Genomic DNA, 24,807 nt, shown 5'->3' with positions numbered 1-24,807 from the left:
ATAAGGCTCGGCGGCGAATACGCTCCCCCGGCAACGCATAGACATAAAGTGGAAATCTATGTGACTGAAAGGGGTGCACCTATGTCGCTTCATCATGCATGGGACAACGAACTGTTAATTCGTGAGGCAGTAGCGAATCCTCGTTTGCTATTCACGCCGACCTATGATGAGCAAGAGCGTGCGAGAGGTATCGAATACGCCGTTGATCGGAAAGGCATGAAAGGTCGGTTCGGACGCGAATGCGTTGAATTGATGGTTTACAGTGCAGCAGGATCAGATGCGCTGACCAAGACTGCGATCTCGCTGCAAGGCGTGCGCTTGAACTTGTATTTCATCGGCGCCAATCCTAATGTCGTGCTGGAGCCATGCGGACGATTAATGAGCAAGTGGAACGTGCTGCGTGGCAGCGATTCGGGAAAATGGCACACGGACGTGCCTGTCTATGAGAAGCTCGCTTACCGTGATGTATGGCCGGGAATCGATCTTATTTTCTACGGCGGAGACAGTGGGTTGAAGTTTGACGTTGCTGCGCAGCCTGGCGCCGATCTGAATCAGATTCAATTCGCGTACGAGGGTGCTGATCGACTAACGATAACCGATCAAGGCGCACTGGAGATTGAAACAGCTGTGGGCTCGATTCATGAGCATATTCCGATCAGCTACCAATGGGCCAATGGAGAGCAGCAGCATGTCCAATGCCGCTATCGGCTGATCGATGAGGACAGCCTCCACTTTGGATACGAAATCATTGCCGGGTATGACCCTGCTCTCCCGCTCGTGATCGATCCCCTGCTGCTGTATAGCAAACTCGTCGGCGATACCAACACCTTCAATTATGCTAATTCCATTGCCGGCGACTCAGAAGGAAATGCATATGTCGTTGGAACCACGACAGATCCGAACTTTATCGTTACGCCAGGAGCATTCCAGTCCGTATTCTCGGGTTCCAGCGATGCCTTCGTGATTAAGCTGTCGAAGACTGGCGATCCTTTCATCTATGCAACCTTAATCGGCGGCGATGCCAGTACGTCTGGCGCAAGCATTACCATTGATGCGGATGGCAACGCCTTCGTCTTCGGTTCAACAACGGGCACCGAATTTCCAGTCACACCAAACGCGTTCAGCAATACGCATCATGCCAGCGGCGATTTCTACGTACTTAAGCTGAATGCATCCGGAAGCGAGCTAATCTACTCTACATTAATCGGGGGCAGTCAAGGACAATACGCAACCGATATCGCAATTGACGCAGCTGGCAATGCCTATATTACCGGCTATACGAGCTCGGCTGATTATCCGACTACGCCTGGTGCGCTTCGAACGGTCAAAAACACAGGATCTCAGAGCGACGCGGTCGTCACCAAAATAAATGCAACAGGCAGCGCACTTCTCTACTCGACCTTCTTAGGCGGCTCATTAACCAATTTCGCCAACGGCATTACCGTTACGGAGCTCGGCCTTGCATATGTAACAGGAAATACGACGTCTACTGATTTCCCCGTCACATCTGGCGCTTACTCTACCACTAAAGCCGGAGGATCAAGCATCTTTGTCGTTCAGTTGAATGAGACCGGAACCGGCCTCATCTATGGTACTTACCTTGGCGGTACGGGCAATGATTACGGCAATGCGATTGCCCTCGACTCATTAGGATACGCTTATGTGACCGGAAGCACCGACTCCACTGACTTCCCAACCACCTTAAACGCTTTCTCCCGAACGAACAGCGGCGGAACCGATGCATTCGTAACGAAGCTGAGCCTAACAGGATCATCTCTTGTCTATTCCACTTATCTTGGCGGAACAGGGACGGATGTAGGCAGCAGCATAGCCGTCGACTCCACCCATACGGCCTATGTGCTCGGCACAACCAGTTCGAGCGATTTCCCGACTATTGCTGGCGCGGTTCAAAGCAAGCTGAATGGAGGAGACGACTTATTCTTCACCATGGTCAGCATTACGGGAACCGACCTGATATACTCCACCTATCTTGGAGGCTCAAAGCAAGAAATCGCTGGTGGTATTAGCGTTAATGCATATAGTGAAGTGTTCATTGCGGCCACGACGATTTCGCTCGATTTCCCTACGAATTTGGAGGATATGAAAATAACGCAGAGCAAAGCGATCATCCTCAAATTCGGCTATCCCGCTCCCCCAGGTCCACAAGGGCCAGAAGGTCCACAGGGTCCCGAAGGACCGCAGGGGCCTCAGGGGCCTCAAGGTCCTGAAGGACCGCAAGGACCGCCGGCTGATCGCCCGCCGGTCGTTAACGTGATAGCCAATCCGGAGATCATCCAGCCAGGCGGCGAGACGCTTATCACGATGACGATCCAGAACGTAGCCTCTATTGCTATACGGAAACGACTTCGTACACGCATTCCGGAAGGTTTCGAGCTGGTGGCGCGTTCGCTGTTCATCAGCAATCATCCAGAACTGGTCGATCTGCTCGAAGACTTCGAACTCGGCGTCAACCAGCCGGGACAGATCGATACGATTCGATTCCGGCTTCGTGCACCGATCATTCGCCTACTGGAGCGTGGTATACTGACGAACATCGTATCCAGCGAGCTCGGCGACGTCACTGTCCATACGGAGATTACGATCGAGGACGAGGAAGAATAAGGGATTAGGGTATCTACCCTTGCATCCACTTTCGCGCTCTGCTATACTTTCTCATAATTTCAAATCGACATTATGCCTATGATGAGCATCCAACTCGGAGGCGTTCCCGTCAAGAACAGCTAAGCAGCGGCCTCGCTGCAAGCCTGATCCTAAGTTTACCGGCACCGCCCGTTATCGCGGAACCAAAGCGGATCGCACGGCCTCGTGCCAGCGGTCAAGTTGGGTGGCACCGCGAGTGATAGAACGCTCCTCGTCCCATACGGATGAGGGCGTTCTTTGTTTTGTTCCAAACAAAATAGAAGGAGCGGTGTAACATGTTAGACATCAAATGGATCAGGGTACATGCAGACGAGGTGCAGCAGGCAGCGGACGATAAGCGGATCAACCTGCAGGTGAGTGAATTGCTCGCACTGGACGATGAGCGCAAGCGGCTCATACAGGAAACGGATCGGCTGCGAGAGGCGCGGAATGCAGCATCGAGGCATATTGGACAGCTGATGCAGAACGGAGATCCAGCAGCGGCCGATGCAGTCCGCCAAGAGACGGCAGCGATGCTCGCAGAGCTGGATGCACTGCAGCCGAAGCTGGCTGAGCTTGAACGTCAATGGTCGCAGCAGATGCTGCTTGTACCAAACATCGTCTCGCCCGCCACTCCGCGCGGCGCGTCGGACGCAGATAATGTGCTGGTGAGGCAGGTCGGCGAGCTGCCTGCCTTCGATTTCACGCCGCGAAGCCACGTTGAGCTCGGCGAGCTGCACGGATTGATGGATCTGGCCCGCGGGGTCAAAACAGCGGGGACGCGCCAATATTATTTGCGCGGAGCCGGCGTGCTGCTTCATCGCGCGGTGCAGCAGCTCGCGCTCGATGTGCTGCTCGAACGCGGCTTCACCCCGCTTGATGTGCCGCTTGCAGTACGCGAAGAAGCGATGGTGAACACAGGCTTCTTCCCGCTCGGCACGGATCAGACGTATCGCATCGCAGGCGAGGATCGGCTGCTCGTCGGCACCTCGGAGGTGCCGCTTATCTCGTACCTCAGCGATGAAATCGTCGATGTGACAGAGCCCATCCGGCTCGCCGCCGCATCGCTCTGCTTCCGCAGCGAGGTTGGTTCGGCTGGGCGCGATGTACATGGACTGTACCGTGTCCACCAGTTCGCTAAGGTTGAGCAAGTTGTACTATGCGAGGCGGACCCTGCCGTGTCGGAGCGTATCCTGCATGAGATTACGTCGCATGCGGAGCATATATTGAATCTGCTGGAGCTGCCGTATCGCGTCATGGCTGTCTGTACGGGCGATATGTCGCAGAAGACGTATCAGCAATTCGACATCGAGACGTGGATGCCAAGCCGTGACGCGTATGGCGAGACGCATTCGTCGTCGAACGTACATGATTTCCAAGCCCGACGGTCGAACATTCGCTATCGCGGAGCGGACGGCAAGCTGCACTTCTGCCATACGCTGAACAACACGGCTGTCGCGTCGCCGCGTATTCTAATCCCGCTGCTCGAGAATCATCAAGAAGCGGACGGATCGATTCGCATTCCAACTGCCCTGCAGCCGTATTTGGGCGGGTTGAAGCGGCTTGAACTACCTGCTTCGCCGGCGGTTACGAGCCGCGAACAGACGACATTGGCGCGAGAGGAATAGCAATCGCGCACATGCTGCTGCAGCTGCGCAATGAAGGAGCAGCGTCGGCATTCTGTGCTCGTTGTATACGGCGGATACCTGTGAAAATGCGGGTATCCGTTTCTTTTTGCGAAGCTCCGATTCGTCTCTCTTATCCAGTGCACGTTTGCACAAAAACACCGCTACTTATTGGGTAAGTTAACGTATAATATAGCGGGCTGCGAGCAAGTCCCACTTGTTAACGCAAGAAGCTTGATCTCGTGACCTCTACAACTTATACATAAATTAACAATTCCTGCAAAAGGAGTTGCGCGTATTTTGTCGAATTATTATTGCAACACATAATTTGAACTAATGAGAACAGGGGATGACCAGGTTTAATGCTTCACGTTATTACTCGCAATAAATACAAACTGTCCCTTCCGATGCTGCTGTCTGCACTAACAGCCATATCGGTCCTGCTCACGCTCGTCGTCACCATTACTGCGTCCTATCAATCACAACGCGAGACGCTGTACGATACAACCCTTCAGATGAACAATTCCAGCGCTCAGAAAATGAGTCTGACGATGAGTTCACTCTTTCAATCGATGCGTGGCAGCCTGCGAACGGCAGCTGATTACTTAAGCGATCATCCGTCACTGGATGATTCGGGCATCATCGATCATCTGGAATATTCACGCAAGACGAGCAGCTATTTCAACTCGCTCTTCTGGGTTGATACCGATGGCGTCGTTAAGAGCATATCACCCCCGGCCATCGCGTTGAAAGGCACGAAGCTTACGACCGCAGCGTCCCGTGAGGCGCTTAATTCGCACGCTTCTTATCTGTCGATGCCGTACGTGAGCACGACTGGACGTTTAATCATTCTCATGTCGGAGCCGATCTACGATTCGAATAACCATTACGAGGGCTTTATCGGCGGGACGATCTATCTGCAGGAGAAAAATATTTTGAATACGATCTTCGGCAGCAATCCGATCGAAACCAATGGCTCCTATTTCTATGTCGTCGACCCAAGCGGCAAACTCGTTTTCCATCCGGATCCGACCAGACTTGCTGAAGATGTGTCGAGGAACGCAGTCGTCCAGAAGCTGATGGCAGGCAAAACCGGCGAATCCGAGGTCGTCAATCTGAAAGGCACGACCTATCTTGCCGGGTATGCAACGGTGCCAACTACGGGCTGGGGCATCGTCATGCAATCGCCTGTCCAGACCGTCTACGAGCAGCTGAACAACCAAATTCGGTCCACGATCATCTACATGGCGCTCCCATTCCTCGTCATTATGCTGGTGGCGATGTACATTGCACGCAAGCTCGCTCTGCCATTCGCGGCATTAACGGATTATATCGGCCAAGCGGCTGGCGCCCAGGAAACACCGCCACCTGTGAGCCCGAATCACTGGAACCGGGAAGCGCATGTGCTGTCCCAGACCGTTGTGCTCGCCGTCGAGACACTGCGCAAGCAGTCCGAGGAGCTGTCACATGCCGCCCTTATCGATCCGCTGACCGGACTTATGAATCGGCGCGCGATGGAAGGCGTGCTGAGCAAATGGACGGCGACGAACGTTCCGTTCGGCTTGATCGTCATGGACCTCGACCGGTTCAAATGTATTAACGACACGCTCGGACATCAGGTTGGTGACGAGGTGTTGAAGTGTTTGGCCAATGTCGTTCAGCGCTCCGTTCGATCCAGCGACATCTGCTGCCGATTCGGTGGCGAGGAATTCGTTGTCCTGCTGCCTCACATCAGCGCGGATGAAGCATTCCGTCTTGCGGAACGTATCCGGAAAACGATGGAGAAGGAGCCGACGCCAGCTAACCGCGTCATTACGCTGTCGCTTGGCATCGCCGTATCGCCGCAGCACGGCACCGATTCGAGCACGCTGTTCCGCCTAGCGGATGAAGCGCTGTATGCAGCGAAGGAGGCCGGTCGCAACCGTACGATGCTGGCTGCGTTAAGGGACCAGTAGCCTGTCCCTTAACGACCCTACATTTCTTTTTTCTACCCACCTAAATCCTCCCTGCTAGGGAGGAGACCCCAGGGGACTCCCGTCCCCTGGACCCCGGAAGGGGTTGGTGGCAGGACAGATGCCGTTGCTAATTACTACCTGCTAAGAGCCGTGTGCCCCTTTTGGTCACAACTTTCGTTCGAGCATGTATTGAAAAAAAGCGTTGCTGAGCAACGCTTTTTTTCTTTGAATGGGCTAGTTATCTGCCAACTTCATGACTGCACAGAAATTTGTTTCGAAGCAGCCCGTTCTGCTCCGTCCACCGTATGCTTGAGCAGCGTAGCAATCGTGACCGGTCCAACGCCTGCGGGTACGGGCGTGATGGCGCTGGCGCGTTCCGCGCAAGCTTCATAGTCGGCGTCGCCGATGTTGCCTTCGTTGTAGCCGGCATCCAGCACGACTGCGCCTCGCTTGATCCAGCTGCCTTGCACGAAGTTCGCTTTGCCGACGGCGGCGACGACGATGTCGCCGAGCCCGACCAGCTCGGGCAGTCCATTCGTGCGCGAGTGGCAGGTCGTCACGGTTGCGTTGCGGTTAAGCAGCATCGCAGATACGGGCTTACCGAGTATCGGGCTGCGGCCGATGACGACGGCATGTTTGCCTTCGATTGCGATGTTGTAATAATCGAGAATCGCAATGATCGCTGCAGGCGTGCAGGATGGGTACTGCGCGAAGCCGAAAGCATTTTGTGCAAAACCAAGTGTTGTAACGCCGTCTACGTCCTTCTCGATCGCAATCGCCTCGAACGCCGCGCGCTCATCGATATGATGCGGTACGGGGTGCTGCAGCAGAATACCGTGCACGCTCTCATCCTCGTTCAGCTGCCGAATCGTCTCGATCAACTGCTCCGTTGTCGTAGAGGACGGCAGATCGACGCGAATGGAGCGAATGCCGATACGCTTGCACGCGTTCCCCTTCATGCGTACGTAGGTTGCCGAAGACGGGTCGTCTCCTACCAGTATGGTCGCAAGACAAGGCACGACGCCCTTCTCTGCCAATGCAGCAACTCTTCCTGTAAGTTGTTCCTTGATATGCGCGGCTACTTTGCTTCCGTCGAGAATCAATGGTTCATTCATCCGTATTCCATCCCTTCGTTTGTGTAATAAACAACAAAAAGAGATAAGCGCATAAACTGCACTTATCTCTGCCCAGGCGTACGGCTTATTCATCCGCGTGCTTCCTCATGGTTCCCCATGCTCCGCCAGTCACACGCAGCGATTAAATTATCTAACTATTCAATATATTATCAGCGATTGTTTCGAATCGTCAACCGTTATGGATGCCGCGATTACAACATGTGGACCAAATGTTATGGTGTCCGCCATACGAACTCGGACAGCCTCTTTGTATCGGGTCAGCTTGTCTTACAGCTTACCCTCACTTCCGGTGCATCTTGAACTCCAGGAACAGCTCATTGTAATGCGCGAGCATCCGCTTGCCCAAGTTGCGATATACCTCAAGCTTTTCGGTCAGCTCAGGCGCTGGATAGAACCGTTCATCGCCCGAGATGTCCTCCGGCAGCAGCGCCAGCGCGTCCTTGTTCGGCGTCGAATACCCGACGTATTCCGCATTTTGCGCGGCATGCTCCGGATCGAGCATGAAGTTCATGAACTTGTACGCCCCTTCGATGTTGCGCGCCGTCTTCGGAATGACCATATTGTCGAACCACAGGTTCGAGCCTTCCTCCGGCACGACGTAATCAAGGTTCTCGTTCTCGCCCATAATTTCCGATGCATCGCCCGACCAGACGACGCCAACCGCTGCCTCTTCGTTCGCCAGCAGCATCTTGATCTCGTCGCCGACAATCGCCTTCACGTTCGGCGTCAGCGTCGACAGCTTGTTCTTCGCTTCCTGCAGATGCGCTTCTTCCGTGTCATTAAGCGAATAGTGAAGGCTGTTCAGGCCGAAGCCGATGACTTCACGCGCGCCGTCGACGAGCAGAATCTGGTTGCGCAGCCGCGGATCCCATAGATCGTTCCAGCTCTTGATCTGCCAGCCATCCAGCATGCTTGGGTTGTACACGATGCCGACCGTACCCCAGAAGTACGGAATCGAATACTCGTTATCCGGGTCGAACGACAAGTTCAGAAACCGCTCATCGATATGCGCCAGATTCGGAAGCTTGCTGTGATCGATCGGGAGCAGCAGGTTTTCTTCTTTCATTTTGCTAATCGCATATTCCGAAGGAACGCTCACGTCGAACGTAGTGCCCCCCTGCTCGATCTTCGTCATCATCGCTTCATTCGAATCGAATGTCTGATAGATGACCTTCAAGCCGCTTTCCTTCTCGAACTCCGTGATCAGATCGGGATCAATGTAATCGCCCCAGTTGTAAATCGTGAGCGTGTTGCTGCCCGCATACCCTTCCGAGGAATTGAGCAGATGTACGCCGTACATAAGCGCGAAGGCAACGACGAACACGGCAACGAACATTCGAACGAGCTGCTTCATCGCTGCACCTCCATTCCCGGCGGTCGGTTGCCCCGCTGATTAATGAAGTAATACCCAATCACGAGGATGATCGTGAATAGGAAAATAAGCGTCGACAGCGCGTTGATCGACAGCGAAATGCCCTGCCGTGCGCGGGAATAAATCTCGACGGCAAGCGTCGAATACCCGTTGCCCGTCACGAAGAACGTAACCGCGAAGTCGTCGAGCGAATACGTCAGCGCCATGAAGAACCCTGCGAAGATACCCGGCCGGATGTACGGCAGGATGACCTTCGTCAGCACGTCTGTCCGACTCGCACCAAGGTCCCGTGCAGCATCAATCCACGTTGAGCTCATCTCTTCCAGCTTCGGCAGCACCATGATGACGACGATCGGCACGCTGAAGGCGATATGCGCCAGCAGCACCGATACGAAACCAAGCTTGATGCCGATGATCGTGAACAAGATGAGGAACGACGCGCCGATGATGACATCCGGGCTGACGATCAGCACGTTGTTGAGCGCCAGCAGCATGTTTTGCGTCCGACGGCGTCTCACATGCTGAATCGCAAGCGCGCCAAGCACACCCAATATCGTCGACAGCGCCGATGACAGCAGCGCGATAACGAGCGTGTTGAGCACGATGATGAACAGACGCGTATCCGCGAACACTTCCTTGTACCATTCCAGCGTGAAGCCTTCGAAATCATGCATCGCCCCGCCGCTGTTGAACGAGTAAAGCATCAGGAAGAAGATCGGCGCATAGAGCACGACGAATACGGCGATCAGATACAGATGCGACCATTTCCATTTACGGGATGAACGTGCTGCTGCCATTATCGGCTCACCTCCCGCTTACGACGGTTACCCGTCAGCACCATAATGAGCGCCATGATCACGACGAGGAACACCGCAATCGTTGCGCCCATCCCCCAGTCCTGGGTAACGAGAAAATGCTGCTCGATCGCAGTGCCCAGCGTAATGACGCGGTTGCCTGCGATGAGGCGCGTAATCATGAACAGCGACAGCGCCGGAATGAACACCGCTTGGCAGCCGGCCTTCACACCGTTGACCGTAAGTGGAAACACGACGCGCTGGAACGTGGTCCAGGCCGAAGCGCCGAGGTCGCGCGAAGCGTCGATAAGCGACGGATTCATTTTCTCCAGCGCATTGAAGACAGGCAGTATCATGAATGGAATGAAAATATAAACCGAAACGAACACGAAGCTGAAGTCCGTGAACAAAATTTGCTGGCGTCCGATGCCCAGCGTATCAAGCGCTGCATTGACAATGCCATATGTACCGAACAGGCCAAGGAACGCATACGCCTTCAGCAGCAGGTTAATCCAGCTTGGCAGGATGATGAGCAGCAGCCACAGCTGCTTATGCTTCGTGCGCGTCAACAGATAAGCTGCCGGATAAGCGATGAGCAGCGAGAAAGCCGTTATGAGAAAAGCATACCAGAACGAGCTGAGCGTCATTCGCATATAGACCGGCGTGAAGAAGTCGCTGTAGTTCGAGAATGTAAAATTCCCTTCAATATCGAACAGCGAATAATAGACGATCAACGCAATCGGCGCGACGACGAACAATACGATCCACGCGGCGTACGGGATCAGATACAGATTGCGTGACTTAACGGACATGGACGACCTCTTCCTCGTCCTCATCCGTTTCTGCATACGCCTCTAAACGCCGATCGAACTCTTCCTCCGTCTCGTTAAACCGCATAACATGAATCGCTTCCGGGTCAAAATCAAGCCCGATCCACTCGTCGACCGTCGCCTTCTTCGTCGAGTGCACGAGCCATTCGTTGCCCGCTTCATCATACGCGCTAATCTCATAGTGAACGCCGCGGAACAGCTGCGTGTCCACACGAGCCTTCAGCTTGCCGTTCTCCGGCTTCGTCATCTCCAGATCCTCTGGACGGATTACGATCTCGACCTGCTCGTCTTTGTTGAACCCGCCGTCGACGCACTCGAATGTACGTCCCGCGAATTCGACGACATAGTCTTCTTTCATTCGTCCGACCACAATGTTCGATTCGCCGATGAAGTCGGCGACGAAGCGGTTAATCGGCTCGTCGTAAATATCCGTTGGCGTGCCGCTCTGCTGAATATTGCCTTTGTTGAGGACGAAGATCTCGTCCGACATCGCAAGCGCCTCTTCTTGGTCATGCGTAACGAAGATGAACGTAATGCCAAGCCTGCGCTGCAGCTCGCGAAGCTCATACTGCATCTCGGTGCGCAGCTTCAGGTCGAGCGCGGACAACGGCTCGTCCAGCAGCAAAATTTCCGGCTCATTCACAATCGCGCGCGCGATCGCGACACGCTGGCGCTGACCGCCGGACATCTCCGTAATTTCGCGGCTCTCATAGCCCTCGAGGTTTACGAAACGAAGCGCCTCCCGCACTTTGTTCGTAATGACGTCGTTCTTCAGCTTTTTGATCCGTAGGCCGAAAGCAACGTTCTCGAACACGTTCAGATGCGGGAACAGCGCATAGTCTTGGAATACGGTGTTTACTTGGCGGCGATTCGCCGGCACTTGATTGATCCGCTTGCCGTTGAAGTAGATCGAGCCTTCCGATGGCTCCATGAAGCCTGCGATGAGACGCAGAATGGTTGTTTTGCCGCAGCCCGACGGTCCGAGCAGCGTGTAGAACTTGCCTCGCTCGATCTCGAAGCTGACGTCATTCAAAATCGGAGCGTCATTGTCAAATCGCTTGGTCACATGCTCGAAGCGAATGATCGTGTTGTTGTCGCTCATCGTCATCTCTCCTTACATCAGGATCTTTGAACGTAGTTCAAAGTCACTCTACTGCTACATCAGGATCTTTGAACGTAGTTCAAAGTCACTCTACTGCTACATCAGGATCTTTGAACGTAGTTCAAAGTCACTCTACTGCTACATCAGGATATCTTCTGATTGGACAGCGAGCCGTGTCGGCTCCTGTCACTCTTATGCCCTCATTATATATCATGGGAAAATCCATGCAATAAACATTCCGGCCAGCAGGAAAAAAGCCGCAGACAATCGTTAATATCTCCATTATTGTCCACCTTCACGCACACTTCCAACTGGCTGCGACGGACTCCAGGGGCGCTATTGATCGAAAAACAATGTTACCGTTCCTGTAACGGACACAGCAGCCCCTATTCAGTGGTTTCACGCCATCATTGGCGCCTAACCAGCTCAATAGAGGCTGCTCAGTCCGTTAGCATAGGAAATGGGTGATTAAGAGTAAAATAGTGTCCGCATAGTCCGTTAAGCTTCCGCGCGGCGACCGTTAGCGCTGGAACTCTACGGCTTCTTCACAACAGGAATCCAAATCTCGCTGCGATAATTCGGCACCGTCGTATCCTTGCCTTCGTTCCACAACAGCTCCGGCCCTTCCGTCAGTTCGTAGCCGGATGACGGGAACCACTCGGAATAGATGCGTCCCCACACCTGCTGCAGCGTCTCGGGGAACGGACCGACCGCTTCGAACACCGCCCACGTGGTTGCTGCGACTTCCAGCGCCGCCCATCCATCGGGACATGCTTCTGTCGTAGCTGAACCAATATAATGATCCAACTCGCCCTTCTCCTCCATACGTCCTTCCGAGAAATGAACCGACGCGCTAATCATGCCCGCAGGCTCAATATTGGACAACTGCTTCAGCAGACTGATCTTCTCCATATCGAGGCTTTGCCACATCGCGGCAATCTCAGCATTTACCCCTTCGAATACGATCGGCACACGCTTCATAAGTCCTACGATACGGAAAGCTTCTTGGTCCACGATTCGATAATTCATCTCGATTCCTCCTTGTACGGTAAGCTGGAACGTCATCGGCGGATATGCTTTGAACGAATGCGCACCGGTTCTCGCCTCCGAAGGCGTCATCCCATGCAGCTGCTGGAATGCTCGAGCGAACGCATCAGCCGAGCCGTAGCCATATTTGACCGCTATATCAATGACTCGTTGATCTCCGCCCTGCAGCTCGAACGCTGCAAGCGTAAGCCTTCTGCGTCGAACGTATTCGGACAGCGGAATGCCGGCAAGGAACGTGAACATTTTCTTAAAATGATAGGCCGAGCAATACGCTCTTCTTGCCGCCTCGGTATAGTCGATCTCCTCCGCCAGATGGCGCTCAATATACGACATGGCATCATTCATTGCTTGAAGCGAATCCATTCGTCTGACTCCCCTTCCAACCTCAGCGTAACAGTATCCGAAGCCCTGCATCCGACTTTTATTGTACAAAAAAAACCGCACAAGCGTACGCTCATGCGGCTTCACCCTACACGTTAAAAATCCAGAACTGCCCCGCCTCTTGGCGGAACACCGACTCCTTCGCCGTCACGCGGCCATCGTCCTGCCTGCCCTCATCGACTAGACCGTCATGACCTCTGCGGAAATACGATTGGTTGTCATGATTCGGATCCAGCACATCCACCCAGCTATCGCTAGCCCGATTCATATAGCCATGCAGCACGATATAATGCCCACCCTGTGTAAAATGTCCCGGCCTCATCGACGCGATAACCATCCGCCCCGGCTGGCTCAACGCCAGCTTTACGTCATCCCAATCCGCCGTCTGCTCGCAGCGCAGATTATAACGGGCCGCGATGCTGCCGTAGTAGCCCCATTCCGTGCCGTCATCATAGCTGCGGAAGCCATGATCAAGACTGTACTGAGCCGTTTCCGGCGGAAGCACGACCGTTCCTTTCAGATTGGTAATGACCATCGCCATGCAGGTTGGCCCACATCCGGAGCTGCCAATGTTCTGTTTAGGATCACGATGATTGGAGTACATGACCCCTTTCCATTTCGAATCCTCTTGGCTGTAATAGACCGGCTGCTTAGCGGGATAAGGCTCATCGGCCGGCTTATGACCAGACGCATCCAGCACATCCGGACTGAAGAGAACCTTCCAAGACTGCAGTCCGATTTTGCCAGCGGCGCCCCCGGTATTGCCAAGCTTATTCATCGACTTGAACGCATTAACGGCGAACAGCGTATTAGGTCCGAACTTCCCATCAGCCGTAAGCGGCTGATTCGTCGAACCGGTGTAGCCCAGTTCATTGAGCCGATTTTGCAGCAGAATGACCTCTTGCCTCACCGTGGATGGATCAAGCGATAGGACGTCGTTGAGCGGGGCAGGCTGTTGAACGTTTGACATAGGCAAACACTCTCCTCAGCTATAAACCTGTAAATTTATAATCTTTGCCATACAGCAGCTTCAGCGCCTGCTCCGGTTCGCCTTTGTTCAGCCGGTAGTAAACGCCGGCCTGCATCTCATTGCCGCTCTTAGAGAAGTAGCCCATATACTTGCCGTCCACTTCATCCGCCACGCCTTTGATCGCTTTGGACTTGCTCTTCTTGACTTCATCCGCATCCATCTTCGTGCTCTTCGTGCTTGGCGCATCCTCTACAAGCTTGCCGCTCTCCTTGTATATCGCTCGAATGAGCTGTTCATCCGTCGCCGTCGCCATGTCCAGATCCTTGAATGCAACTTCAAGCACATACAACAGACCTGGCGACTTGGAGCCGACGCCATGCTGAACCGCACGCGACCAAATAACATTTTTGAGCGCGAAGCTGCGGGTATTAATATCGAGGCCGAATTTGTCTTTGATCTTATTCGCCGCTTTGTCGTAATACATCGTCTTCGTATAATCGTGCTGCAGCTTCAGAAATTCCTTCGGCTTATCCTTGCCGAGCTTCTCGAACGCTGCATTGAACTTGTCGCCGAATTTGTTGCCGTCCTCCTTGTAGCCCGCTTCCAGCACCGCATAGATATCGGCGTCATGGTTCTTCAGCCAAGCATAGAAATCATCGATGACCTTCTGTGTGGAGCTGAATTGGTACGCGCCATACGATTTGCCGCCTGGATCGCCGACGCCGCTCGATACGGTGCCCGGATTGCCGTTGGACTCATATTTGGATGACAATACGCCCAGCTCTTGATCCCCCGCACCGCTTTCCTTCGGCGCAGCAGGAGCTGTGCTTGCTCCTTGCTTGCTGGCATCGATGACAGGGGAAGACGGCGCCGGCTTCGCTTCGGACTTGTTCGGCCCGCTCCAAAGCGAGTTCACATACTTCCACACCGTACTGCTGCCCAGATACTCCTCAATGAGATCGAGTGTGCTTGGTTCAGGCGCCTTCGGCGCTTCCTTCTGCGCAGTTGCAGGAGCAGCGGGTTTCGGAGCCGTGCTCTTCTTCTTGCCAGATGCTTTCTTCTTCTTGGATTTCGGCTTGGCGGCCGCGCTCTTGGCCATCTCTACCACTCCGTTCTATGGCGGGCAGGCATTATGCCTCCTCCGGCGAATCTGTGCTTCTGGTCGTTGGCGTCGACGTATCTTTGGTCGTCTTCCGCGTCGTCGTCTTCTTCACGGTCTCCACGGCTGCCTCTGTAACGGCTTCTTGCACCGCTTCATTCACTGCAAGCTTCTCTGCAGAAGCAGACAACGTCTGGGCCGTCGATGGCGATGGGGTTACACCTTTCTGCAGCGAAGACGACAAACCTGACGAGACCGTAATCGAACCGGTATATGTCGTGCTTGCGAATGCCCACCAGGTCACCGTCCAGCTGACTCCATATTCCGCTTGTACAGCCAGCCCTCTCCGATCCTGCAGCGTGATTGTGAAGGTAGTCGGCGAGTTGATCTCATACGTCGCCATAACACTCGGCAGCTCCGGCTCCAGATAAGAGAGGTCACCGAAATGCATCGTCGATGTCGATATCGGAATCACGATCGGTCCCGGACCCGGGTATGGCGTCGGATCTGGATTCGTTACGGCGATGGAAGGGCTAATGCCGCTGATCACATCGAGTTTATCTGCAGGTAGGACGATATCGGTCAGCTTATCGGCCGTCTTTAGCTTATCAAGCACATCGGCGTTGATAACGGGCGTAACGTTATCGATTGCGCTGACCGTATCAAGCTTTTCAACCGTCGACAGCTTATCCGGAATCGTCGTCTCCAGCTTACCGATCAATGACGTATCAATGCCGCCGGATGTAACGGTACGAATAACACCAAGCACGATTGCCACATTCGAAGATGCCAGCTGATGCGGAATCGATGGCGAGACTACGTTTTGCCCGGGATATACACCTTCGAACACGACTGAACCTGACGAGATCAAAGCCCCCGTACCCGAACCTGAGCCTCCGCCAGGAATCGTTACGTTAATCCGTCCGTTCGTCGGATCGTCCACTGCGGTTACACCTGCTCCGGTGAAGTTGATTTTCGTGCGGGCGGTCAGCGCGATGCCTTCGTCCTGCACGACCACTTTCTGCGGATCTGCAAGCGTGCCGGATAGGTTGTTCACGTTGATTTTATCCAGGCCGCCATCCTGATGACTGAGCGCGTGACTGGAAGCTGCGCCGCTGATCGTCACATTAATGCGGCCATTCGCCGAATCATCGGTTGCGGTAACGCCTGGACCGATGAAATTGATTTTGGAACGGGCGGTCAGCGCCGTCCCTTCTTCCTGCACGACGATTTTCTGCGGGTCGGTAAGCGTACCCGGCAGATTATTCACGTTGCTCACACCTGCGATCGTTATGTTCGTTCGATTGTTCGTCGGATCATCGGACGCGACAACGCCTGCGCCGGTAAAATTGATTTTGGCACGGGAGGTAAGTTCGCTCCCTTCGTCCTGCACCGCAATCTTCTGTGGTTCGGCGAGCACGCCGGACAAATTGCTGACGTTAATTTCATCTTCTCCGCCGCTGCCATGCGTCGCCGCATGCGTCGGCAGCTCTACCGGACGTTGACGGTCCGCGACCAGCAGCTCGAAGAGCAGCTCGTTATTATAAATGAAGGAACGGACCGATTCATCCGCTTCCGTTATCAGCCCGTTATTGATCTTTAGCTTCGCAATGACGACCGCGTCGCTCTCGGGATCCACAACCTGCAATTGGTTAAAATATTGCTCCGCCAACAGCCTTGCAACCGATCGCTCTGACTCGATCGCAATAGTCGAATGATTCAAGCCGTTATAGAACACGCTGTTGATCAACACGTTCCCGCTAATCGCGCCGCCTGTCGACTGCTCGCCGGCGCGCGCATAGTAACGCTGCGTTCGAACGGTGCCGACGGTTAATCCGCCGAGACTGAACGGAACCCGATTGTTCTTCCAACCGCTGAGCATCGTGAATTGATTCGGCAGCGTATCCGTTACTTCAACGAGCAGACTGCCGGATGACTGCTGCTTCACCGTCGTCTTCAGCACCACTTCGACGATATCGCCTGGATTCGCAATGGATGGAACCGTACGCTCTACAATGAACTGGCTGTTCTCATATACGGTTACGGTCTTCCGATATTGCGTATCGACAGGAACACCTTTGTCTGGTGCTTTCTTGCTTAGCACGAGATTGAACGTCTCGCGGATTTTGTTCGCTGCAACCTCTTCCTTGCCTAATATCGCATTGGCGACGACAGGAACTGGCTCGAACGGCACTTCGACATATTGGAGCGACAGATAGAGATCGCCGGACGTAAAATCTATCGGATATCCAGCCAGCTTGCCGATGTCCGCCCGATCTTCATTCGCTGCAACGACAATTTCTCTGCCGCTCGCATCAATCGCAGTCCCTGGCGATACTCGAAATCCTTTGCCATCTATAAGCGTGACATGAAGGCCGCCGATTACTCCCGTGCCGTGAATGAACCGGTTGAGCAAATTCCGCTTTTCGTTCATATACCGCTGCTCCAGCTGAAAATCTTTGACATTCAGCAGCTTGCCATAAAAATAATTGTTCCGCTCGAATTGCTGCAGCTGCACTGGACTATTCGACACAGCATTAACCCCCTACATGAGATTGCTCGCTTTATGTGCATGCCTCTGCCTCTAAACGTTCGAGTTCGCAAAGTTCGGTTCTCTTCCGTGATCAGAAGCGGACTCTATAACAGTCGCGTATCCGCCCCAAGACCGGAACGGACATCGAGCTGACCGAACGGCGTGCCGTCCTCTAGCATCGAGTCCCGCTGCATGACCGAATCGTCATACAGCAGCGATAGCGGCTTCGTTAGATACGTGTTTACTTCCAGATAAGTGTGACCGCCTAAATAAATCCACGGCTGCAGCCAGACTACGTCTGCGCCTGTATGCGCCGGCTGATCGCTTGCGATCATGCGCTTCACTGTCGCCAGCTCCGCCGACCCGGCGATCTGCCTCGGCTTCAGCAGCACGGAGAACCGGTAAGGATCATCGCCGAACAGCGCGGCATACGCATTCTTCGCCTCCGATTCCTCGATGCTGCGAACCTTGCAGCTCTCGAATATAATCGGCCGCTCATTCGTATACAGCTCCAGCAGCCGCTCCATGCCTTCCTTCGTTCCCCGCTTGCGGTGAATGTCCGGCATTCCTTTAATCAGCCGCCGCATCTTCGATTCCGTCCAGCCTTGGTCTGTGAGAACGCCAATCCACGTCGCCAGCCAGCGCATGTATTCAGCGTTAACGGCATCGACATCCAGCCAACGCGGCGACGTCTCGATCTGCCCATCCAGCTCGGACAGAAACGTCTCGAACATCGACAGAAACCGCTCGAGCAAATCTTTGCTCGCCGGATCTTCCTGATAAACGGCGGGCAAATACCGCAAGTACGACAACCTTGGAAAATGTGCCCGAATGCCTGCAATGACAGGAGACTGTTTATCGCTGCCATACAGCTGAATACGAACCCATAAATAACGGCCCGCCTCACCGCGGATAAGCATATCGCGCGGATTGATCGACGTCTCTGACCAAGGGAGAAGCGACAGCGCAGCGATTTTGTCCGAGGACCTCACGCCTGGCTTCTTCAAATAATCGTCCAGATTCTGATTGCTGCCATCGATACGGAACGTGGTGGAATCAGCGATCAAATAAGAGACGCGGATGAGCGTGTTGTCCGGAATCGTGCGATCCAGCTGCAGCTTATGCCAGCGCAGTCCTTCCTCCGTACAGTCGATGCTGCGCGAGATGTATTCGCCCTTCGAAATCGGCGAACCGCTCTCGCGAAACAGCGCCGGTTCCCGTCGCAAATAAGCAACCGATTGCAAGGTCCGATCGAATAGAAACATGCTGCTTCCGCTGAACACAATCCGATCAGCAGCACCGCTGTAAGCGGTCAAAGGGCCAATATACGTGCCTTCCGCATTAAACAGCTGAATGATCGAATCCTGTCCGATATAGAGAACGTTTAAGTTATCGACGGCGATCGAACGGGGCGCTGTGAGCGGCCCAAGCTCGACCTGCTGCGGCTCTCCCACGCCATGCTGCGGGTAGATGTAGAGCTGCTTCCTATCGGTATCGACCACATACAGCGTGCTGTCGCTTCCGATTGCCGCTGTCTGGCGCCCCCCTGCTTGCTCTGCTAGTTGCTGCGGCGGAGCAATCCAGTCGACGAATCGGCCGCCTTGGTCGAAGCGTGCCGCTTGTACGGTATGCGTCAAAGTCACATAGCAGTAACCGCTGCTATCGGCTGTAATATCGCATGGGAGAAAATCAACAAGCGGCATTTCGCCATCGATAACGACGGGTACATCCGTGCTCCATAGCGGCTGACCCGTGATAGCGGAGTAAGCTGCAGCTTGTAAAACCTCCGTAGATGTCCGTTCCAGCAGATAGACAATTCCCGAGCTGTACGCCATAGCAACGGCTTCGTTCAATGCATACACAATGCCGCCCGGACGATCGAGCCGCATCGTCATTGGGTTGAAGGCATACACCTTCGCAGATGTCTTATCGAAGAGCAGCAGCATGCCATTGGGTCCTTCGGCGACGTCGGCTACGACAGCTCCAGCAGGCAGAAGCTCTGCTAATCGGATCGGCGCATCCGCTCGGTAGTCATTGGCCATTTGAATCCGAATGCCTTGCTCATCGAGCTCCAACTGATGCAGCAGCCCTTCCTGCCAGGTCGGCAACGATCGGATGACATGATAATGAAATTCGCTACGATCCAAAACGGGCATAGAAGGCTCCTTCCTCCGTCAGTCGACCCGACCATGGCAGTTCAATTTCGATCTCGTGCCGGTCAGCGTAAACAAGTGCGTTAGCTGCAATCGTCAAATTGCCCTGCTCATCCAATTGACCGCTGCCGCTTATCAAGAACAGCTGGAGACGCCGCACGTTGTCTACGCCTGTCACCCCATCTACCAAGGCATACAGCTCCGAGAGATAAACCGTTCGGCCAAAAGGCCATCCGCTGCCATGCGGCCCGCCTTCCAGCGGATGCAAATAACGGTTCAGCGCCTCTTCAACTGCTCCTGTCACCACCGAGCTATCATAGCCGCTGAAGGCACGAACCAGTACGCTTGCCATCACCTTCACGTACTGAGGCGCCATTACGCGAACCTGTGTCGTAAGCAGCCGATAGCGGTCGAGATGGCGAGCGATCGTGTCCATAAAGCTGCCGCTTGGCTGCGGATTCGGCTGATCGCTGTATGGCACCGCTACGACAGTTACTGCATTCTCCTCGAGCATGAGCGCTTTGGCTCGCGCTACACGAAGGCCTGGCGCACGGCATGCCAGCTGCTCATAATCGGCATCCGTAACCGCGCGCGTTAAATGCTTCAGCTCAGCTGCAGCGCGCGCCATCGCTTCGTCGACGCTTTCGGCCGCAGCTCCGCCGCTCGCAGCAGTCAGCATCTCGATGCGAAGCGCTCCGTTCAGCTCATTGCTGCTTCCGACGAATCGGCCAGACGCACCGGACGTAATGCTTCCTTGCAGCGCCAACGTCTTTCGATACGACGCTCGAACACTATCGACATTCGAAGCAGGCGGCACTTTGCCATGCTGTCCGTCACCGAATCGAAGCTGCCCGCTGCCGCTATCAAGCACATAGTGCTCGTCACCGGGTGCCGAGGCATCGAAATCGTCTACACGATCCCATACCTTCCATGTGCCATCGGCTTCTCGTACTTCAATACTCAGCCCGTCTGCTACGATCCCGCGGTCACCTAGCTCGAACTGGCTGTTTCCGAGCCCCATGGATCGACCGACGTATCGGTCCTCGACCGCCTCCTGCTGCACGATTGAAACGGTGTTGAGCATGACGCTGTCGATTCGAGGCGCAAGCTCGTAATCATCGTTAATAACGGTGCATTTGATCCAGCAGCAGGCTTCGGCAACCGTCGGAAAATGCGTCCGCATAGCTGCATCGTCCGGCATTCGCAGCGTAAGAAATCCGCTCCTCGATAAATCTAATGTCTGATCGACCACGGGTTGGATCGATGTCCAATGATTCGCACCGCTGTTGTCCAGATAAGCCCAGCTAAGCCGATTGGGCGGCGTCGCATCGAATGGCGTTTCACCGATCTCCGGATCTGTAATCGGTACAGGATAGCCGTCATACATGCGGAAAGCAATCGACAACAGCGTGCCTTGCGGCACCATGCGATCCAGGCCGATATACAAGCTGTTGCCTGCCTTCGCCGCTTCGCCGAATGGATGGAAGGTGATCCCGTCATGGCCGGCCGATTCCAGCTGATCGATCTGTGCAGAGCCGTCCAGCGTAATAAGCTGTGCGATGGAGACGTCTGTTATCGTCACTTCTTCCTCCGTCTCGAACGGTATCTCGCCTAGCAGCAGCTTCGTGCGCGCCGGAACGACAAGCGGAGAATCGGAGCTTGCACCCGATTCCAGCGGCAAGAGCCTCACTACCGCTCTTGCTGGCTTGGGAGGAGCTGGAGCTGTGCCTAGCAGCTTCACATATTTGCGGATATGATCATCACGGACTTGATCCAGATAATAACGCTGACCTTCGGCAAGCCATGCGAACAGCTCCAGCATCGTAATGCCTGGATCATGCGCATTATAGTCCGTCCATTCGGGAGCATAACGGGCGATTTGCTTCTTCGCATCCTCGATGAGCTGCGCGAACGTTTTATCGTCCAAATTCGGAATAGGAAGCATGTTGAAGCACCTCGTGGTTTACGAAATTGTAGGGATTGTCACAAGACTGAACGCATGGCATGCATCGTATTACTTGCTCGCGCTTCGTACGACGACATGGTGATCGCCGCTGTAGATCAGAATGTGCGGCGAGAGATCGACTGCCGCTTGCTGCATCGGCGTTATGACCGCGACCTGCCCATTCGCATCGCGCAGCGTCATCTCCAGCCGCTCCACATATTCAAGGCCAGGTATGCTGCCTAGTAGCACATAGAGATCGGATAAAGCAGGTATACTGCCGAATGCCCAGCCCCGTTGATCAGAATGGCCAGACAGCGGGTGCAGATACGACTTCAGCCTGCGCAGCGCTTCGCGCTCTGCATCGGGCACATACGCGATATTGGTTGTTACGAGCGTCGTACGGATGGACACTTCGATGTAAGAGGGGCCTCTGACGTGAATATGCTGCGGCTGTGCGACAACATTCGCCGCCCTCTGCTGCACATACTCGGTAATGGTTCGTCTAAGCTCCGTACTTGGCTGCGGCAACTGCTCGCCAGACTGCGGCACGACGAGCAGTGTCACACGTCCAAGCTGATAGTCGCCACGTTCATTCGTGTTGGGCAAACATTGTACCCGTGCAATGCCGCGCGACGCCTCGAAGACGAGGCTTTCATAATCCGCCGCCGTAACGGCGCGATAGCGATGACGAACCATCTGCGGTCCACGTACTCTCGCAGCTTCCTCATTCTCCGTATCATAGCCGCCTGCCGCCGCCACTGGATTCGTTACGCCATCCACATAAGCGATCGACGACTTCAGCATCGCAATCGTACTCGCGGCTACATTGCCGCGAACGCCGCCCCCGCACTGATAATTGAGCTTAACGTTATTCGTGCCGATCGGCGGAATCATGCCATGAATGCCGTCACCGAATCGTATGACGCCCGTCGTTCGGTCGATGACATAGTGGCGGTCGCCCTCACCTGACCCCGACAGCGTATCAACGGACGTCCAGCGTACCCAGAGCCGTATCGCAGCGCCCTTGTCGTCTTTGTCCTCCATGAATACCGTGCCGTCTTCCTCGAACTGCTGCCGCTCTCGATCTGTCAGCGATGCCCGCTCATCGACGTACAATTGCTCCGTAATGACGGGCACTTTGGATACGGTGAATAATGCATTCGGCGTGCCGCGAGAGGAGCCGACCATTTCATCGCGGTAGCTCTCCACCTGCTCCGCGATTGTCGTGTTCCGATACAAACCAAGCACAACCGGAGCCGGCTCCCGATTCTCATCCATGGAACCAGCCGCCTGAAACACCCCCGTCGTATCGACCGCTCGCAGCCAGAAGCGAGACCGTCCGAATAGGTCTGTCTCCGTCCAATCCGGCAGCCCAACGAATTCCACGCACCCGCTTCGGGTCAAATGGTCGGTTCCATCGTTCGCATCCAGCTTCACCCAACCCGAACCGCCTCGTTTCTCCGCATAATACTGCCATTCCACTATCGGATGGCGGTCCGGATCATACAACTGATCGAGCAGCGAGAAATAAAGGCTGATCGGACCCCGAAGCGGTGCACGGTCGAAACCGAGATAAAGCGCCTGCTCCTGATCGAGCGCTTCCGCTGCTTCTGTCGAGCTGCCTGCGGTTCGATCTTGATAGCGAAGGTTCCGATAGGTCAATACCTGCTCGGCCGGAGCAGCAGACTGGTAGGCGATGTTCACTTTGCGAATGAGCAGCTTCTTGCCCGTCACCTCCAGCTTGCCGGAAGGATCGAGCTTCATCAGTCTGCACCGAATCCAATAGCTCTCCTGCCCTTGAACCGCAAGAGACGCTGCATCTATGCCAACGTCGAATTGAATTTGAACCATGTCATTCTTGCTATCGTAAGCGATGTCTCGGCGGTTCAAGCGGAGCCAGCCCCCACCGTTCCAATACTCCCAAGACACCTCATCCGTGAATAGTGTCGCGAAGGCAGCCTCTGCGTCTTCTCCCTCCAATTCCTTCGCAGCCGCAAGCAGTCGAAGCGCCTCCTCCGCGTTGCCTATCATGAAGGACAACGTAACAAGGCCTCCCTGCTTCGATAACGCCTCTGCACTGGCGATATACAGCGTGTCACCCGTGCGCGGGCTTTCGCCAAACAAATAGAAACCTTCCTCCTTATCGAGCGGTCCAACTGGATTGTTATTGCTGAACATCAGGTCAGGCGCACCGATATCGCCCTGAACGGCAATACGCCACCGGCCGGTGTAGTCCGCCCCTGTCGGGATGCGACCACGCAGCCACCGATTCCGCTGGCCATTCACCTCCGTAGAGCCGAGCATCCTCGAACCAGGTGCAGGCCGAAGGCCCCCGGCCGTATGCTGAAGATTGATCCAAGCACCGTCCCAATACTGCCACTGTGTCCGATCGCTCTCATCGGTAACAGCCGACCCGCCCTGTTCATTCAACGTTTCGTGCAGTAGTTTAATGGTGGAAAGCGCGCTGCACTGGAGCAGATCATTCTCCGCAATGTACACATAGCTGTCCTGCTTGTTCAGTCCCATGAACAGCTTGAAGGCGGTAACCCGGTTAACTTCCGTTCCTGCAGCATAGGACAGGACAAGCGGCGAAGCCAGTGCAATGACATTGTCCTTAGCTCGCAGCACTTCAGCGTATTCCATACCGCCGAGATCCAGCAGATCGCCTGGCTGAAGCCCTTTCGCACTGTCCACGAACAACTGCGTGTCACCACTTCGCACCGGTGAACCGATCACCGCCCAGAAAGGTGTTGGCAGCTGTTCCGCCATTCCTGGAGGAGCAGCATAGATGCCGTCTGCGCCTGCCGTTGCGCTCAGCATCTCTGTAATACGGGCCGGCGTTGCCAGCATCGGCCGCGTCGTCTCGAAGACGATCGGCTTGCCGCCATCGGATGGCGGGGCAGCCGTCTGCGTTCGAGCCGGAATTAGTACCGGCTCCTTCAGCCCTGCGCTAAGACGGAATGTGACTGGCACGCGGGCTGGCGTCGCAGGCAGCAGCGAGACGCCAAGCTTGCTGAGGTAAGTCATTAAATTTTTATCCGGCACCCGATTCAACCGATCCAAGGTATCCACGTATTGACCGGCAAATATACGAATAACAGCGGCGGCAGGATCATGCTCGCTCAGCGCATTCCATTCCGGCACATAGTACGGTGCCAGCTCCAGCAACTGCTCGATAATCCGGCCGACATCCCGTCCGTCAATGAGCGGGGCGCGCATCGTTCC

General features: G+C 54.8%; 15 protein-coding genes and 1 riboswitch. Of the genes, 3 read left to right on the top strand and 12 right to left on the bottom strand.

Annotated features, from left to right (window positions below; all coding sequences use genetic code 11):
* Window positions 1-81 precede the first annotated feature (81 nt).
* The 3 genes from DFQ01_RS31970 (at window position 82) to DFQ01_RS23295 (ending at window position 6,220) form a co-directional block, all read left to right on the top strand.
* Complete coding sequence (locus DFQ01_RS31970; protein WP_110046311.1) at window positions 82-2,622, top strand: DUF7948 domain-containing protein; 2,541 nt, start codon at window positions 82-84, stop codon at window positions 2,620-2,622.
* Between the two features lie 314 nt (window positions 2,623-2,936).
* A complete protein-coding gene (serS, locus tag DFQ01_RS23300) occupies window positions 2,937-4,268 on the top strand; it encodes a serine--tRNA ligase (RefSeq protein WP_110046310.1) in 1,332 nt (443 codons plus the stop codon).
* A 359-nt stretch (window positions 4,269-4,627) separates the two neighbouring features.
* Window positions 4,628-6,220 carry a sensor domain-containing diguanylate cyclase gene (locus DFQ01_RS23295; RefSeq protein WP_110046309.1) on the top strand — a complete coding sequence of 531 codons (1,593 nt, stop codon included), beginning with the start codon at window positions 4,628-4,630 and terminating at the stop codon, window positions 6,218-6,220.
* Window positions 6,221-6,471: 251 nt separating this feature from the next.
* On the opposite strand, the gene DFQ01_RS23290 is transcribed toward DFQ01_RS23295, so the two are convergent.
* From DFQ01_RS23290 to DFQ01_RS23235, 12 genes are all read right to left on the bottom strand, one after another.
* Entirely contained in the window at window positions 6,472-7,335 is an 864-nt protein-coding gene (locus DFQ01_RS23290; RefSeq protein ID WP_110046308.1) for a bifunctional 5,10-methylenetetrahydrofolate dehydrogenase/5,10-methenyltetrahydrofolate cyclohydrolase, read from the bottom strand.
* Window positions 7,336-7,398: 63 nt separating this feature from the next.
* Window positions 7,399-7,478, bottom strand: a riboswitch (ZMP/ZTP riboswitch).
* A gap of 158 nt (window positions 7,479-7,636) precedes the next feature.
* Window positions 7,637-8,710 carry an ABC transporter substrate-binding protein gene (locus DFQ01_RS23285; RefSeq protein WP_110046307.1) on the bottom strand — a complete coding sequence of 358 codons (1,074 nt, stop codon included), beginning with the start codon at window positions 8,708-8,710 and terminating at the stop codon, window positions 7,637-7,639.
* Complete coding sequence (locus DFQ01_RS23280; RefSeq protein ID WP_110046306.1) at window positions 8,707-9,525, bottom strand: ABC transporter permease; 819 nt, start codon at window positions 9,523-9,525, stop codon at window positions 8,707-8,709. Before DFQ01_RS23280 ends, DFQ01_RS23285 begins: the two co-directional genes overlap by 4 nt.
* The gene (locus DFQ01_RS23275; protein ID WP_110046305.1) at window positions 9,525-10,334 is read right to left on the bottom strand and encodes an ABC transporter permease; all 810 of its coding nucleotides are present in this window, start codon (window positions 10,332-10,334) and stop codon (window positions 9,525-9,527) included. Before DFQ01_RS23275 ends, DFQ01_RS23280 begins: the two co-directional genes overlap by 1 nt.
* Window positions 10,324-11,454: an ABC transporter ATP-binding protein gene (locus tag DFQ01_RS23270; protein ID WP_110046304.1), complete on the bottom strand. Its 1,131-nt coding sequence runs from the start codon at window positions 11,452-11,454 to the stop codon at window positions 10,324-10,326. Before DFQ01_RS23270 ends, DFQ01_RS23275 begins: the two co-directional genes overlap by 11 nt.
* Before the next feature lie 534 nt (window positions 11,455-11,988).
* Complete coding sequence (locus tag DFQ01_RS23265; RefSeq protein WP_110046303.1) at window positions 11,989-12,864, bottom strand: AraC family transcriptional regulator; 876 nt, start codon at window positions 12,862-12,864, stop codon at window positions 11,989-11,991.
* 106 nt (window positions 12,865-12,970) lie between these two features.
* Window positions 12,971-13,852, bottom strand: a complete 882-nt coding sequence (locus tag DFQ01_RS23260; protein WP_110046302.1) for a C39 family peptidase — start codon at window positions 13,850-13,852, stop codon at window positions 12,971-12,973.
* Between the two features lie 19 nt (window positions 13,853-13,871).
* Window positions 13,872-14,951, bottom strand: a complete 1,080-nt coding sequence (locus DFQ01_RS23255; RefSeq protein WP_110046301.1) for a VgrG-related protein — start codon at window positions 14,949-14,951, stop codon at window positions 13,872-13,874.
* 31 nt (window positions 14,952-14,982) lie between these two features.
* Window positions 14,983-17,484 (bottom strand): hypothetical protein, encoded by a 2,502-nt coding sequence (locus DFQ01_RS23250; protein WP_110046300.1) that lies wholly within the window; start codon window positions 17,482-17,484, stop codon window positions 14,983-14,985.
* Between the two features lie 104 nt (window positions 17,485-17,588).
* On the bottom strand, window positions 17,589-19,631 hold the full coding sequence (locus DFQ01_RS23245) for a phage tail protein (protein WP_174812854.1): 2,043 nt from the start codon (window positions 19,629-19,631) through the stop codon (window positions 17,589-17,591).
* Window positions 19,621-21,582, bottom strand: coding sequence for a putative baseplate assembly protein (locus tag DFQ01_RS23240; RefSeq protein ID WP_110046298.1), 1,962 nt, complete (start codon window positions 21,580-21,582; stop codon window positions 19,621-19,623). Before DFQ01_RS23240 ends, DFQ01_RS23245 begins: the two co-directional genes overlap by 11 nt.
* Window positions 21,583-21,651: 69 nt before the next feature.
* Complete coding sequence (locus DFQ01_RS23235) at window positions 21,652-24,801, bottom strand: putative baseplate assembly protein (RefSeq protein ID WP_110046297.1); 3,150 nt, start codon at window positions 24,799-24,801, stop codon at window positions 21,652-21,654.
* Window positions 24,802-24,807: the final 6 nt, after the last annotated feature.

It is taken from the genome of Paenibacillus cellulosilyticus (genome assembly GCF_003182255.1).
GTDB classification, from domain to species: Bacteria; Bacillota; Bacilli; order Paenibacillales; family Paenibacillaceae; genus Paenibacillus_T; species Paenibacillus_T cellulosilyticus.
This window is presented reverse-complemented; position numbering and strand designations above follow the sequence as displayed.

Excerpts from the sequence above, each read along its gene's own strand:
- DFQ01_RS31970 (WP_110046311.1), top strand. The coding sequence starts at position 82 with ATGTCGCTTCATCATGCATGGGACAACGAACTGTTAATTCGTGAGGCA.
- serS (WP_110046310.1), top strand. The coding sequence starts at position 2,937 with ATGTTAGACATCAAATGGATCAGGGTACATGCAGACGAGGTGCAGCAG.
- DFQ01_RS23295 (WP_110046309.1), top strand. The coding sequence starts at position 4,628 with ATGCTTCACGTTATTACTCGCAATAAATACAAACTGTCCCTTCCGATG.
- DFQ01_RS23290 (WP_110046308.1), bottom strand. The coding sequence starts at position 7,335 with ATGAATGAACCATTGATTCTCGACGGAAGCAAAGTAGCCGCGCATATC.
- DFQ01_RS23285 (WP_110046307.1), bottom strand. The coding sequence starts at position 8,710 with ATGAAGCAGCTCGTTCGAATGTTCGTTGCCGTGTTCGTCGTTGCCTTC.
- DFQ01_RS23280 (WP_110046306.1), bottom strand. The coding sequence starts at position 9,525 with ATGGCAGCAGCACGTTCATCCCGTAAATGGAAATGGTCGCATCTGTAT.
- DFQ01_RS23275 (WP_110046305.1), bottom strand. The coding sequence starts at position 10,334 with ATGTCCGTTAAGTCACGCAATCTGTATCTGATCCCGTACGCCGCGTGG.
- DFQ01_RS23270 (WP_110046304.1), bottom strand. The coding sequence starts at position 11,454 with ATGAGCGACAACAACACGATCATTCGCTTCGAGCATGTGACCAAGCGA.
- DFQ01_RS23265 (WP_110046303.1), bottom strand. The coding sequence starts at position 12,864 with ATGGATTCGCTTCAAGCAATGAATGATGCCATGTCGTATATTGAGCGC.
- DFQ01_RS23260 (WP_110046302.1), bottom strand. The coding sequence starts at position 13,852 with ATGTCAAACGTTCAACAGCCTGCCCCGCTCAACGACGTCCTATCGCTT.
- DFQ01_RS23255 (WP_110046301.1), bottom strand. The coding sequence starts at position 14,951 with ATGGCCAAGAGCGCGGCCGCCAAGCCGAAATCCAAGAAGAAGAAAGCA.
- DFQ01_RS23240 (WP_110046298.1), bottom strand. The coding sequence starts at position 21,582 with ATGCTTCCTATTCCGAATTTGGACGATAAAACGTTCGCGCAGCTCATC.
- DFQ01_RS23235 (WP_110046297.1), bottom strand. The coding sequence starts at position 24,801 with ATGCGCGCCCCGCTCATTGACGGACGGGATGTCGGCCGGATTATCGAG.